The organism is Xanthocytophaga flava, from assembly GCF_030068545.1.
Taxonomy (GTDB): domain Bacteria; phylum Bacteroidota; class Bacteroidia; order Cytophagales; family 172606-1; genus Xanthocytophaga; species Xanthocytophaga flava.
In genome coordinates, this window is the sequence record NZ_JASJOR010000017.1 from 75,152 (window position 1) to 89,470 (window position 14,319).

10 protein-coding genes are annotated in these 14,319 nt (G+C 41.7%); 3 read left to right on the forward strand and 7 right to left on the reverse strand.

Translation table 11 applies throughout. The annotated features are described in order from the left end of the window. Nucleotides 1–352 precede the first annotated feature (352 nt). Together QNI15_RS23075 and QNI15_RS23080 are read right to left on the reverse strand one after the other, a co-directional pair. Entirely contained in the window at nt 353–991 is a 639-nt protein-coding gene (locus QNI15_RS23075) for a response regulator transcription factor (protein WP_314033770.1), read from the reverse strand. Between the two features lie 143 nt (nt 992–1,134). Beyond that, complete coding sequence (locus QNI15_RS23080; protein ID WP_314033772.1) at nt 1,135–3,684, reverse strand: PAS domain-containing protein; 2,550 nt, start codon at nt 3,682–3,684, stop codon at nt 1,135–1,137. A gap of 482 nt (nt 3,685–4,166) precedes the next feature. On the opposite strand from QNI15_RS23080, the gene QNI15_RS23085 reads away from it, so the two are divergent. Then, a complete protein-coding gene (locus QNI15_RS23085; protein ID WP_313995040.1) occupies nt 4,167–4,562 on the forward strand; it encodes a response regulator in 396 nt (131 codons plus the stop codon). Nucleotides 4,563–5,040: 478 nt separating this feature from the next. Then, nucleotides 5,041–6,906, forward strand: coding sequence for a glycoside hydrolase family 2 protein (locus QNI15_RS23090; RefSeq protein ID WP_314033774.1), 1,866 nt, complete (start codon nt 5,041–5,043; stop codon nt 6,904–6,906). Between the two features lie 358 nt (nt 6,907–7,264). Here QNI15_RS23090 and QNI15_RS23095 read toward each other — a convergent pair whose 3' ends face one another. From QNI15_RS23095 to QNI15_RS23105, 3 genes are all read right to left on the reverse strand, one after another. Then, nucleotides 7,265–8,428, reverse strand: coding sequence for a glycoside hydrolase family 43 protein (locus QNI15_RS23095; RefSeq protein ID WP_314033776.1), 1,164 nt, complete (start codon nt 8,426–8,428; stop codon nt 7,265–7,267). A 536-nt stretch (nt 8,429–8,964) separates the two neighbouring features. Further along, a complete protein-coding gene (locus QNI15_RS23100) occupies nt 8,965–10,107 on the reverse strand; it encodes an epoxide hydrolase family protein (RefSeq protein ID WP_313995049.1) in 1,143 nt (380 codons plus the stop codon). Between the two features lie 115 nt (nt 10,108–10,222). Then, nucleotides 10,223–11,074 carry an AraC family transcriptional regulator gene (locus QNI15_RS23105; protein WP_313995052.1) on the reverse strand — a complete coding sequence of 284 codons (852 nt, stop codon included), beginning with the start codon at nt 11,072–11,074 and terminating at the stop codon, nt 10,223–10,225. Between the two features lie 643 nt (nt 11,075–11,717). On the opposite strand from QNI15_RS23105, the gene QNI15_RS23110 reads away from it, so the two are divergent. After that, nucleotides 11,718–12,179 carry a GyrI-like domain-containing protein gene (locus QNI15_RS23110; RefSeq protein ID WP_314033778.1) on the forward strand — a complete coding sequence of 154 codons (462 nt, stop codon included), beginning with the start codon at nt 11,718–11,720 and terminating at the stop codon, nt 12,177–12,179. Between the two features lie 362 nt (nt 12,180–12,541). On the opposite strand, the gene QNI15_RS23115 is transcribed toward QNI15_RS23110, so the two are convergent. Next, nucleotides 12,542–12,931, reverse strand: a complete 390-nt coding sequence (locus QNI15_RS23115) for a hypothetical protein (protein WP_313995059.1) — start codon at nt 12,929–12,931, stop codon at nt 12,542–12,544. Between the two features lie 163 nt (nt 12,932–13,094). Further along, nucleotides 13,095–14,297 carry a S8 family peptidase gene (locus tag QNI15_RS23120; protein ID WP_314033780.1) on the reverse strand — a complete coding sequence of 401 codons (1,203 nt, stop codon included), beginning with the start codon at nt 14,295–14,297 and terminating at the stop codon, nt 13,095–13,097. Nucleotides 14,298–14,319 lie beyond the last annotated feature (22 nt).

Genomic DNA, 14,319 nt, shown 5'->3' on the forward strand with positions numbered 1-14,319 from the left:
ATAATTAGTTGATGAATTTACATACAGATTTTGTTGTAAAAGGAAGCTTTGCTGTCAACAAAGAATATTTAAGAGAATGCATATCTGCTCCTGGCATAAGTAACTATTTTCTACTCAAAGATAGGCTGAGAATAAATCTCTGTAAATAAGTAGAAAAGACCCTTTTTAGTTGATTACTTCAAGGGGCATGGCAAGTAGTAAGTTTAGGGAAGGTGGACTAGTGATTTATAACTAGTAGGCCAAACTTTAGGTTTATCTGGCTGAATCAGAACTAGAAACCTAAAGTAGTGGGATAAAAAATATTCAAAAAAATGCTATACACAAGAGTAAATCCTACTTCCAAAACAGATTTTCAATCCAGCAGATTAAGTTCAGATGCTTTTCTGATAAGTTCTGCCACGTTTTGGGCAGCTAGCTTTCTAAGCAGGTTCGCCCGATGATTAGAAATGGTATACTCGCTGACCACCAGTCGGTCTGCAATCAGTTTGGTGCTAAGTCCCAGTGCCAATAGTTGTAATACTTCCTTTTCCCGTGGAGTTAAACGGATCTCTACACGTTGATGCAGTGAACGAATGGCTTTGAAAGCTGTATTATAGACAGATTCGCTAAAGTACTCCTTCCCCTGAGCGATCTGGTGGATGGCAGTGACAAGTTCTTCTCCAACAGTGGATTTGGGAAGAAAGCCAAGTACACCCTGTTGCATGGCTTCTATAATATATTCTTCCTTATCCTGCATGCTTAGAAAAAGCACTTTTGTCTGAATGGATAACCGGTTGATTTGCTGAACGAGTTCAATCCCATTCAGATTTGGCATGGCAATATCACTGACGAGAACATGTGGCGTAAATTCTTTGATAAGGGCAAGAGCTTGTACACCATCAGAAGCCTCTCCTATTATCTGGATAGTAGAATCTTTTTCTAAAATTAACCGGATTCCCTGGCGAACGATACTATGATCATCGGCAAGTACTACTGTAATTGGCTTATCCATCTGAATCAGCTTATATATTCAAAAACCAGACAAATCAGGTAAGAGCCTAATTCGTTACAGTGCTATACAGGAGATTGAAAAAAAATCAGGCCATCTCCTGTATACGTTTTCGTATTCTTTAATATAGTAGATGACTGAATATATTAGATAAAGTGTGTGGATAAAGGTACTTCAATGTTAATCACACAGCCTCTGCCGATTTGGCTTTCAATAAAGATTCTTCCTTTTAACGTTTCTACTCGAAACCGCATGTTGAGAAGGCCAAAACCTTTCCGATCTGACAAAAAGGGTGCCTGCGGTTCGAAACCAATACCATCATCTTCTACCATTAGCAGCAGATTAGTGCTTGTATGTGTTATTTGCACTGAAATATGACTCGCCTTAGCATATTTTGCAGCATTACTTAATGCCTCCTGTATCATTCGGTAAACACTTACTTCCAGATTTGAATCGAAACGTGTTCCTTCCAGATCAGAAAAATAGTATATTTCAATACCTGTCACCTTCTGATACTGTTCGACTATTTGTCTGATGCCTGCATGTAGACCAAAATCCTGCAAGACCAATGGCATCAGGTTATTGTTCATCGCCGATAACTCAGTCAGGATCTGATCTAACATCAGACGTGAATCCAGAGGAACCATCTGTTGTACCAGTTGCATTTTCAACACATTCAGCATCTGACCCAGTCCATCATGAAGCTCGCGTGCAAGCCGTTTTCGTTCCAGTTCCTGTCCTTCTATAAGTGCATTCGCCTGTACGCGCTGTTCTTTGAGTTTATTGGAGAGAAGCTCTGTCTGCATTTGCTCAATTTGTTTGCGTATCCGTATTTTTTCGGTAATGTCACGATATAAGTAGGATATTCCGATTACGTCCTGTCCCAGGCCATAAATCGGATGTACGGATACTTCAAAATACAACTTTCTATTCAGCCCCCCCTCCATTTCACTAGTTGGATAAGTATATTGATATTCATAGCTAAATTTTTCACCCTGCTGAACCCGTACCCAGTTTTCAATCAACACTTTTCGTCCTTGTTCACTTATCATAAGTGATATGTCATCTCCTATGTGAACGTCCCATCCCCAATTTTGTCGCCAGCTTTCTTTGTAGGCAGTGTTATAAAAAAGCAACTCAAAAAGGGCATTTAAGCCAAAAATAGAATCAGCCGAGTTTTCAATGGCTGAGAGTATATACGATTGATGCTCTTTTAATTGGTGTTGGATAGTGGCTATTTCCTCTATGTCTTTGCAGACCAGCATATATCCTTCATCCTCATCCAGATCCGTAAAACGTGAAAAGGTTAGAAAAATAGAATGCGTCTGCTCATCGGGAGTAAAAATAAGCACTTCACCTTTCCATGTTTGTCGCTGATTCAGATTCTCATACAACGTACTAACACTGGAGTTATCTTTGGGCTTAATAGTCAATACTTGGGAGAGTTGTTTACCTACTGTCTGCTCACTGGTTAATCCAAAAATAGCCTGGGCACCGTTGGACCAGCTACGGATCTGAAGTGATTGGGTAAGAGAGATAATGCCAATATCAATTAGTTCAAGCAGATGAGCCTGAAAACGTGTTTTCTTTTCTGCTTCTTTCTGATCTGTAATGTCCAGATGAGTACCAACAATACGGGCAGGCCTTTTATTTTCGTTCCAGGCAAGTACCTTACCGCTGCTAATCACCCATATCCACTGTTGGTCTTTTCGTTGTAACCGATGCTCTACCTGAAAGAAGGGAATGCTTCCTTTCAGATGCAATTCAAGCTGATCCAGTACCCAAGGAGCGTCAGAAGGATGTATCCAGGTAATCCAGTCATTCGAATTCTCTTTCCTGCTATCCAGTTCATGGCTTGGACTAGATTGAATTTCAGCCAGAGAGAAACCCAACATATCTGCCTCACGCTGGTTATAAGTCACCTGTCCAGACACAAGGTTCCAATCCCACATCCCCAGATTGCCTCCCAATAAAGCCAGTTCAAACCGCTGTTTTTTAACTTCTACTTGCTCAATACGTTGGCGTATTTCGTCTTCGCTGGACTTGATTTGCTGATTGGCTTTCTGGAGTTGCTCATTCAGATACTGGAGTTCTAAGGTACGTTCCTCAACCTTTTTTTCCAGTATATGATTGAAGGTATCTTGTAGTCTAAGCTTTACCTGAAGTAATTTCCATAAAAGCAATAAAAGCAGGAATACAACACACCCAATGATTAGAGTAAGAATAGAATGGCGCTCACGTGCAGTATCCAGTGCCGCCTCACGAGAGATGAGTAGTTGCTGCTCCTGTTGTTGTAGCGCATTCAGCTCACGACCAATCAATTCCACCATAATCCTATCTTTTTCCTGTTGATCTCTCTCCCTTTTACCTACACCAATAACGGATTTCATCACTTGTCTGTCTACAAGTTCCCTGTTTTTAGTCCATTGATTCAGACTTATCTGAATGTGGTTTCTGATTACAGCAAGCTGCTTTTGCATCAAAGGCTGATCTGCTGTCAATGTAGAAAGGGTTTGCAGACTTTTAATCATCTGAGGTTGAACCTGTAGATAAAAGGTCAGAAAAGATGTATCCTGCGTTAACAGATAGGTATGATGGCTCCGGTGTGCATCCTTTAAATACGAATACAGTCGTTCTCCTTCAGTAAGTATCTGATAGGAACGTATAACCCGGTTTTCTGTTTTGTTATGCTGCATAGTAAGGTCATAACTGAGAAAGACAAGCAGTGCCACCAATAACAAAGATACCCCAAAAGTTATGTAAAGTACTGTTTTACTATTTTTGATCACAAAGTTCATCTACTAAATCAATTGTGTAGAATATACAGGTGATAAATTCTTGTACCAGAAGATTAAATCATATCAAAAAGAGCATTATTACAATTATCACTCCCAATAAAATAAATGACGAAGTTACTATTAGCTTAAATTCAGAAAAGTAATCACTTGTAAACTAGTGATAATTCATTAGTATCACCTCCCCCTAAGTAATCAGCGTAAAAGGGTTATTTTCCCTTATTTACAAATAGATCTAACCGTTTTAGCTTTGATATAAATCTCAGTCAGTTTTTAAACATTTCTTTGATCAGGTTGTTTACATTTTCTGAGAAGCTTATTTTCAGACTGATTACTGCATAAAACTTCTCTCATTTTAACACTCTTACTAACTCTGTACCACTATGATAAAAGTGTTGATGGTAGAAGATGAAATATTAAACGCCTTCGTCCTTTCTCTTCAGTTAAAACAGTTGGGCTATCAGGTTGTGGATACAGTAACCGAAGGAGAAATGGCTATAGAGATACTAAAAAAGGATATACCAGACTTGATTCTGATGGATGTTCAATTGAGAGGTAAACTAAATGGCATTGAAACGATGGAGATCATTCGTACCTTCTCAGATTTACCTGTTATTTATATTACCTCTTACACAGATGCACTTATGATGGAGCGTATGAGCTCAACGCGCCGGTCAAATATATTGCAAAAACCATATCGAGAGGAACAGCTTGCAGCTATGCTTGTGTTAGCGCTGGAATCAGATAGTCCAGAAGACAATGTTATCTCAGCAAGCTAATCTAAATTATCTCACATAAGAGGTCTATGCATAAAAGGCGATCAAGATGAGGGTAGATTATTGATTCTATATTTTACTTTAACATAGAAATTCTTCTTTTATAAAAAAGTTAATGATTTTTTCATGATTAGCACCAAGAACAGTATACCCTAGATCAGCATAATACCCCTTGATGGCCAAATAATCTGGTCAAAGGTAATAGAGTGTCAATGTAATGGACGTTTGCTGAGTAGGTTACCTCTTTCGCACTATCTTAAATTATTTAATTTAACTACTACTTTTTAACTACCGCACTCTGTTCCATTTATGCTGTAAAAGCCGGGTACTAACCCTGATGCTGAAAGCTATGATAAACGGGCAATCTGCTATGTATAACTGTTTTTAACATTCTTTTTCTGTCTATTTTTGGCTGACTGGTCATACCCTTGACCTTCTACCAGTCTTCATGTGATACTCATTGCCACTTGTGCCAATCTTTATGCTAAAACACATTCTTTCTCTTTCGGTGATGCTGGCTGCCAGCCTTCTTTTCTTTACTCAAGGCGCTAAGGCCCAGCTAGCCCCATCGCCCATTCACGTGGCCGAGTTGCCAACCCGTTGGACCAAAGCTGCCCTGGCGTCTGCCTTACCACTGGGTGAATACCCGCGCCCACAATTGCAGCGTAGCGAGTGGCTTTGTTTAAACGGAATGTGGAATTACCAGGGCGGCCAATCGGTCGCTTCGGCTAACAACCCCACCCATGTCGTGGAGTTTTCGGCAACGAGTGAAAAAATACGGGTCCCCTATTGTCCCGAATCAGTGCTTTCGGGTGTTCATCGTAAGCAGGAGATCAACATGTGGTACCAGCGTACGTTTACCTTGCCCAATTCCTGGAATGGCAAGCAGATTCTTCTGCACTTCGGTGCGGTCGATCACAAGGCAACCGTTTTTGTCAACGGCCAGAAAGCGGGCAGTCATGCCGGTGGGTATGACGCATTTTGGTTTGATATCACTGCCTTTTTGAGAAAAGGAGAAAACAGCCTGGTAGTGGCCGCCTATGATGCCAACGACGGACGAACGCCTTCGGGAAAAAACGGTCCCCGGGGCGATTACACCTTTACATCCGGCATCTGGCAAACAGTATGGCTCGAGCCAGTTAATGGCCAGTACATCCAGACGTTAAGGCTGCTGCCTGACCTTGCTGGAAATCGTCTCAGAGTAGAAGTTAAGGCCGGCGGGACTTCCATTGCTGGTGAGGTCGCCTCCGTTACGGCCATTGTGCTGGATGGAAAAAAGGAAGTAGCCCGTTCCGAAGCCAAGACAGGGACGGCGTTCTATGTTCCGATTGCCAACCCCAAACTCTGGTCTCCAGATTCACCTTTTCTGTATGATGTAAAACTCATCCTCAAAACGGCAGACGGACAAGTTTCTGATCAGGTGACAAGCTACATGGGCATGCGCGATGTTAAGCTGGGTAAGGTCAATGGCGTAGTCCGGCCCTTATTGAACGGGCAGTTTCTCATGCAGCTTGGTCTTTTGGACCAGGGCTACTGGCCAGACGGAATCTTGACCGCGCCAACGGAAGAGGCCCTCAAATTCGACATTGAGTATACCAAAAAAGCGGGCTATAACCTGATCCGCAAACACATGAAAACAGAGCCTGACCGGTTTTATTATTGGGCCGACAAGCTGGGCCTTTTGGTCTGGCAAGACATGCCCGCCATCTGGTATCCCGATGAAGATACATTAACCACCCGGGCCACGTTTCGAAACGAGCTCAAAGCGATCATCGATCAGCATTACAACTCCCCGTCGGTCATTGCCTGGGTCCCCTTCAATGAAAACTGGGGCGCTTTTGATGTGATCGGTATAACTGATTGGGTTAAGCAGTATGATCCATCCCGACTGGTCAACGGCAACTCAGGTTTCAATAACAATCCATCCTATCAAAAAGCCTATGGCGATCCCAGAAACGGTGATTTTGTCGATACCCACATTTACATCGGTCCCGATGGAGCATCGGAGCCTGATGAAAAACGGGCCGCCTCGCTGGGTGAATTCGGAGGAGTAGGTTTGTTTGTGCGGGGCCATATGTGGCCAGTGGAAAACAATGCCTACGCATATGAACCTACTAAAGCAGCTCTGACTGACCGCTACGTTTTACTGCTTGACCAGGTTGAGCAACTGATGCGCTACAGAGGTCTAAGCGTGGCGATCTACACTCAGACAACTGATGTCGAGCATGAGGTGAACGGTGTGCTAACCTATGACAGGCAGGTGGAAAAAATGAATACTGACCAAATCCGGGCTGTCAATCAAGCTGTCATTCAGGCCGGTTCCACGCTGAATGGCCAAAAAGAATAATCGGCAAATATCTGCGGGTAAAAGACGCTAAAAAATGTATCAGCCCACCCATCTTACTGAAGGAACAGACCTGGTTTTGAACCAGGTTACGAAAGGATACTGTCCAGTAGTTGCGTAACATAGGGATTGATTTGAATCCAGTTGCATTTTGACTATTGGGTATTGGCTTTTGAGCTGAACTAATTCAATGCCAGACATTCAAAATGCGATTTATAGCCTTTGACAAGCTCTTTTTGTAAACCTTCCGGTTGTTTTGTTTCTATAATCGAACAGCAAGGGTTCATAGGACTCTTGCTGTTCGATACATCTATTTCGCTTGAAGTGACCGAATCCTAGCAGACCAGGGACAGTGGCGAAGCTACTTGCCTGAAGAGGTTGTCTTTACTCCGGAAGGAAGCTTTTGTGGGATAGTAGTCGGACCGTAAACCTCTATGTTTCCGTTTTTCACCTGCATACGATCTATAAATACAACTCGTTCCTCTCCTGTTTTGGCTGTTCTCCCATGATACACACAGAACATTTCTTTCCCATCCGGCGAGTAGGCAATGCTGTTGTGACCTGTACCCGTTACTAATCCGCCTTCTCCTGTGTTTTTCTGTAAAACAGGATTGTTATCGGCTTTTTTATATGGACCCAGTGGGGAGTGGGAGGTTGCATATCCGATTGCATAATGTGCTCCACCGAAATGATTAGCCGAATACATTATGTAATACAGGTTGTCTTTTTTAAAGGTAACTGACCCTTCTGTCCAGCGACGGTTTACTTCACGCTCAGTAACCGAGCGGCTTTCCCATTCTGCCTGTGTATCGCTCATTTGAATCGGTGGCCGCAACACTAAGACAGGTTCTCCAATCACGCCTGAAAAGTCAGGTTTGAGTTCAATGCCGTAAACCCAGCTTTCTTCAATTTCCTCAAACCATCCCTTTTCTTTCGCCAATGCTGCCACTTCGCTTTTCACCGGATGTTTGTAGCAGCAACGGGAATAATACAAATAGATTTTGCCATTTGTATCAAAAAAGACATTGGCATCGATGACTGGATACCCAGGATCAAAAACAGGTTTGCTGGAAAGGTCAATAAAAGGTCCGGTAGGCTTGTCGGCTACGGCTACGCCAATCCGGAAATTTTCCACTTCCTTAGTAGGATTTACTTTCCATTGCGCACTATAAAACAGGTAAAATTTTCCTTTCATCTCATATACTTCAGGAGCCCAGTAAGCTCCTCCCCAACTGGCATTTGGGTCACTCCAGCCGTTTTTATTATTATGAAAATAAATCTGCCCTTCCGGTTTCCAATTTACCAGATCTTTTGAGGAATAAGCGGCAAATCCCTTATCTGCTCCACCGGTTCCATACAGGTAATACATTCCATTTGTATACAATATGTATGGATCACCCAATTGTACAGACAGCGGATTGGTAAAAGTACTTTTACCGACAGTAGTACTTTGGGTAGACTGGGCTAGTCCAACATGTAAAACAAGTACGGTAAAGACACAAAGGAGGAGCAATGCTTTTTTCATAACAAACTTCAAATTTCATTTAATTTTCAACAAATTGACATCCGAAAAGCAGGTCTACGGGTAGAAAGCAATTGCTAAATACAGCTTGACATGTTTACCCGATTACAACAGATGAGCAACGCGCCCTCTTTTTCACTGTTTCGCATGTACTACTTCAGCTATTATCGTCGATAAATCAGGTTTTTATTTGTGCTTTTCTACGATAGTTCATTCGGACTCAAGCCTGTTTCTTTTCATTCCTAAGAGCAAGGTACTATATTTAGATTAACCAGGCAAACAACCGGAATTGGATGAGAGTATGTATGCTTTGTTGAAAGAGTCAACTGGCAGATAATGGGGCAGTGTCAGATTGCGTATAATGGAATAGATGGTAAATATCCTGTCTGTCAGTGGTCTCGATCTGGTGTTTACTCATCAGCTTAACAGACAGGCAACAATCGCTTCCAGGGTTAAAAGCAGGCAGGAATCCCTACATGCCTTTGGAAGTGGTAAGTCACTTTAAAACCAAAAACCTATCCGGAATAAATCTTAACCGGTCAATCCAGCTTCAGCTTTCCAAAAAAGTCATTTAATTCAGCTGCATATATCTGGGGTACTTCCAGTGCCGCAAAATGCCCTCCTTTTTCTGGTTTGGTAAAGCTTACCAGATTGACCTTTCTTTCGGCCCATTCCTGTGGAAACTGAGCTTCTCCCGGAAACAAGGATACGGCGGTGGGTACACTGACTTTCTGAGAGGATTTCAGTCCGCCGGTGTAAGCGGCTCTTGCATTCTCGGCATACGTCCGGATGGAACTGTTGATCGACTGGCTTATCCAGTAGATCATGATGTTTGTGATCAGCACATCTTTTGTAAAACTATTTTCGATATGCCCTTTGTTATCGCTCCAAGCATTGAATTTTTCCAGTAACCATCCCGCCAGGCCTACCGGAGAATCGTTGAGTCCGTAACCGAGCGTCTGTGGTTTGGTAGACTGAATCATATTGAAAGCCCCTTCACTGAAAAACCAGCCCTGAATCATCTGCCCAAACGCCTGTTCGGCCGGCGACATCGTGCTCCAGTCTTCCTGGCCGTCGGGATAGCCCACATCGGTAAGGTGTAAGGCTTTTACCTGTTCAGGAAACTGCACCGCCATGGATTTCCCGATAAGTGTACCCATATCCCCACCAGCCACAAAGTATTGCGTATACGACAGTACTTCTGTCATCAGCCGGTGAAACAGGATAGCAGACACATCGCCATTCACAGCCTGAGGACTTGAAAACCCAAACCCCGGTATGGAAGGAATAATCAGGTCATAGGAAGGATCGGAAGCGGCAAGCAAGGGAATGATCTTATGAAAACGATAGAATGAATCCGGCCAGCCGTGAATCAGCAATAACGGCTTTTTCGCAGAACCCTTGCCTTTGATATGAATAAAATGGATGGAAATGCCATCGATAACGGTGGTGTACTGCGGCAATTGGTTTAGGGCTTCCTCATGTGTACGCCAGTTGTAGATACCTACCCAGTAATCAGCCAGTTCTTTCAGATACTCAGCATTAGTGCCATACCCCCAGCCTGAGCCCTCTGGCTGGGCTATCCAGCGGGTGTTTTTCAGCCTGGACAAAAGGTCGTCCAGTTCAGTTTGTGGAACAGAGATGCGGAAGTCAGAGATACGCAGATCGTTGATTGTAGCCATGGTTACTGTTTTTTAGGATTGGTAATCTTATTAGGATTATACACCAAAGGTACAAACCCTGATAAGCAAGGCATTGTAAAAAATTTACCTATAGAATCCTATTCTCACTACTTCCCTAAAAAAGCTGGATATCAGTCAACAGTTTGTTATGTTCCGATGCTAAACTACGATTGAAGTATTCCAGCGGACTAAGCCCGGTAAAGTGAATAAATTCCTTAATGAAATGAGATTGGTCAAAATACGCATGCTCATTGGCGATTGATGCCCAGTTTACCTGCCCGCTGGCTTGCCGCAAAGAGCCCAGCACATTTTGGAACCGTTGCAGACGCTGTAGATATTTTGGCGAAAATCCTGTTTCTTTTTTTACCATATGGATCAGGTGTTTTTGCGAATACCCTGATCTGCTCACCAGCCAGTCGATAGGTTGATGGATATTTGTATGGATAAATTTAACAACCGATGTTTCAAAGCTATTGTTCTGAATATAGTTTTGAAAATAGGATTCAATGTGACAGAAATTCTTATCAATATCGGTTTCGTTCACCAGTCGCTGGTAGAGCCTGCTAAAAGAACTACCAAGGAGGAGTTCGATTTCCAGACCGGGATGAATAATCTCAGACATGGGAATCTTTGTAAGCGCGTAAAAACCACCAACAGCAAAGCGAATACTTAGAATGGCAGAATCCTTGTTATTTTTATAGACAATAGCTTTGGCATTGGCTCCTGAAATCCAACCATGCTTCATGGTATGCTCACCGGTAAAACCGGGCTCGGCGGTATCACCCTTTGTAAAACTGGCTTCTGTAAATAGGGTATTGGTGGTATGATCCCGGAGTTCAATAACTAGGTTTATTCTTCCATCAGGCAATTCCATCAGATAGGGAAAGTGCTGTGGACCATTGGCATAAATAATGTGCTCTATGTATTGCGATAATGGATAGGTCGGTATGTGCTTTCTGAAAATCAATAGGATGCGATTTAGTCTTTGGCAGATCAATGGCACTGAATCTACAAATTTATTCTACCCCATAAAACTCCAATGACATTTTTTAGCATTTGCAATACATTTATTCTTCTATGATGAGAATCTGAAACCATTTCCGTCAGACAGCAGGAAGGTTTTCTCAAACCTGGTGTGAGGAAGATGACTCAAAGTGCAACTTTGCATTGTTTAAACATGCCAATTGTCGGAGTGCAAGCACTGCTACTATAAAGTACATTCAAAAGCAAAATTGATAAAGAATCGTAGAGAGAATTAGACGAAAAAAGCTGAGAAGCAGAAAATGTGCTTAATCGATGACAATTCAAATCTACCCAAAAAATTTATTCCGAAGATTTCTGATATCTGTGTGATTGGCTACGGCACTGCCTCATTGGTATTCCTCCTTTTATGGAAGCCTCAATTCAATATTTACACCACACTGAGGAGTATTTTGAAGCGAGCATAAAAAATACTTATCCCTGTTGACATAGGGTTGTCAATAGTGTATTTGAAATTTGTAGCATAAAAAATGGTACTAGTTACGAAAAACGCTACCACCAAATACCTAGACAGGTAAGTTATTCTCAGTGGGAGCCCACTCACCAATATCAACCAAAAATCCAAAACAATGCACAATCAAATTATCCAGAAATTTTATGTGATAGGTATTTCTATCCGAACAACGAATCAAAACGGACAATCTGCCAGAGACATTGAGACAGTGTGGGGCAAATTTTGGGGCGAACAAATTCAAAATCAAATTCCCAACAAAGTCAATGATGATATTTACGCCGTTTACACCGATTATGAAACCGACTTCACTGGTCCTTACAGTGTCATTATTGGATCATCCGTAAGTTCATTGGAAAATATTCCTGAAGGTTTTACAGGAATCACAATTGAAAAAGAAGCCTACCAAAAATTTGTTTCAAAAGGTAAAATGCCTGAAGCAATTGTGAATACCTGGGTAGAAATATGGCAAAATACAAACCTGAACCGGGCTTATAAAGCTGATTTTACAGTCCACGGGAAAAAATATAACAATGGCGACCAGTCTGAGGTAGAAACTTTTATCTCAATAAAAGAATAAAAGTAGTAAACCCAGACTCATCTACGATGAATTGTTTCTATACATAAAGTATACAAAACGCAAGTATCCGGTGGAATACATAATGTATTTCATCGGGTGCTTACTTTGTAGAATTCAGTTTTAGGCTTAGATAACCCATTTACTCATATCCTTAAGGGTATGTTCTATCAATAGATTACCCTATCAGAACCCTTCATAATGGGTAACACTGAATTTTGCCCGTCCAGTCAGCTTAGCTTATAATTACTAAAGATCAGAGATAATCTGCAAACCTTGTACTCTGAGAAACTGATCCGGTAACAGCCCTCTTGCCTTTGCTCCTCTCAATCATGGTATTTTTCGGATCAGTTTTCTTTTTTCTTTTACTGAACTGGTTGAGAAACCGTTTTGTCACTAAGTGGCTTTGTTTGTGTAGTTTTGGTTGAATCCTTTGTTGAAGAAGCTTTTGTAGCTTCCTTTGCCACCGGAACAACTTTATCTGCTACTTGTTTTATTTTTTCTGCACTTACTTTTCCCAATACCTTTTTTTGAGATTCCTGTGCTTTCCGTAATTGCTTAACAGCTTTCTTACTTGCTTTTCGGGTAAGCTTCTTCAGCTTCCCTGATTTTACTATGCCTTTCTTTTTATCAGCAGCTTTGTTTAATGCCTTTTCCAGAAACTCAAAAATGGTTGCAGTTAACTGAGTGGCTAACTGTTTTTTTAACGATGGTTCTTTAGATGGTTTGATAGATTGTTTTTTAGATTTACTCATAAGAAATGTGTTTTAAGATATAGCCTTTCTATTGAATTCAAAATTAGGACATCTTTTTCATTAAGCAATATTTAATTAATATTATTTTAACAATTTCTTAACATTGAAAAGAAAACCCATTGAATAGCTGTAGATTAGAAGGAGACAGCCAGGGTAAAAAAGTCTATAATTTGTGAGGAATAGGTGCTGGTGGAGTATCCGGATCATTTTTTACATAGCCTGATAAGGCAAATTTTCTACCATCGAGCAACAGCAATCCGGCCAAATGTGGAGCAGCGGAAGAAGTACCACTCATAGTGGCATATTGCTGATTTCGATAAGTAGACAGAATACCAACTCCTGGTGCTGCCACATCGATAATATCACTCCCATAATTAGAAAAACTTGCCCATGTATCGGTATCGTCCATGGCAGCAACAGTGAATACATTCGGATGGTTGATGTGGGATGGAGAAATCAATGCAGCAGATTGGCTGGTGTTACCTGCAGCAACTGCAAACAGTATACCTTTATTAGCAATGGCCGTCACCTGCTTATCAATACTTGGTGAGATAGTATCTACTACCAGACTCATATTGACTACATCTCCCCTGGAGGCATGCTGGTCAATATATTCCAGTGCAGCTACTACTGATGAACCCCTTCCTTCGCCAAGCTGGTTTAGTACTTTTAAAGCAACCAAATTTGCACCAGCCGCAACTCCAACTACTCCAATACTATTGTTTTTAGCTCCAACAATACCGGCCACATGGGTACCATGTCCATGTTCATCCTCGACAGAGCTCTGACCCTCAATAAAACAACGACTGCGGACAATATCAATATTCAAGTCAGGATGTTGAGTATCGATGCCACTGTCAATGATCCAAACAGTGCGTCCAGTGCTGGCTCCATCTCCATAACCAACCCGTTTTACTCCCCATGTTAGCGTGTTACTATCCAGCACACCAAGACAAGCCGAAGCGATGGAAACCACCCGGTCTGGTTCGATAGACTCAATAGCCGGATCATTTTGCAGACGTGTTGCCTGCGAAGCACTCAACCTGCAGATAAAGCTATGCTTATAGATTGATCGTAGTGTCTGATCCGGAATAGCATTTCTGCCAAGAATGGTTTTAGCAAACACAGAAAGCTTTTCGGGTGTCCGAAGGGCAGGATTTACAGTCTCTGAACGATAGTTAATAATATATATGCCTTCAATTACTCTTCCATTATTGGGAGAATGATCAGAAAAACAGGCAACAGGAACAATACTCGGATCAATATTCAATTCTTCTTTTTTCTTACAACTCATTACATACCATGCAAAACAAAGGATAGCAACAAAAAGAGAGTTACGCTGAATAAAAAAAGAAACAGGTTTCATAGAATGATAAAAGTAACTATAT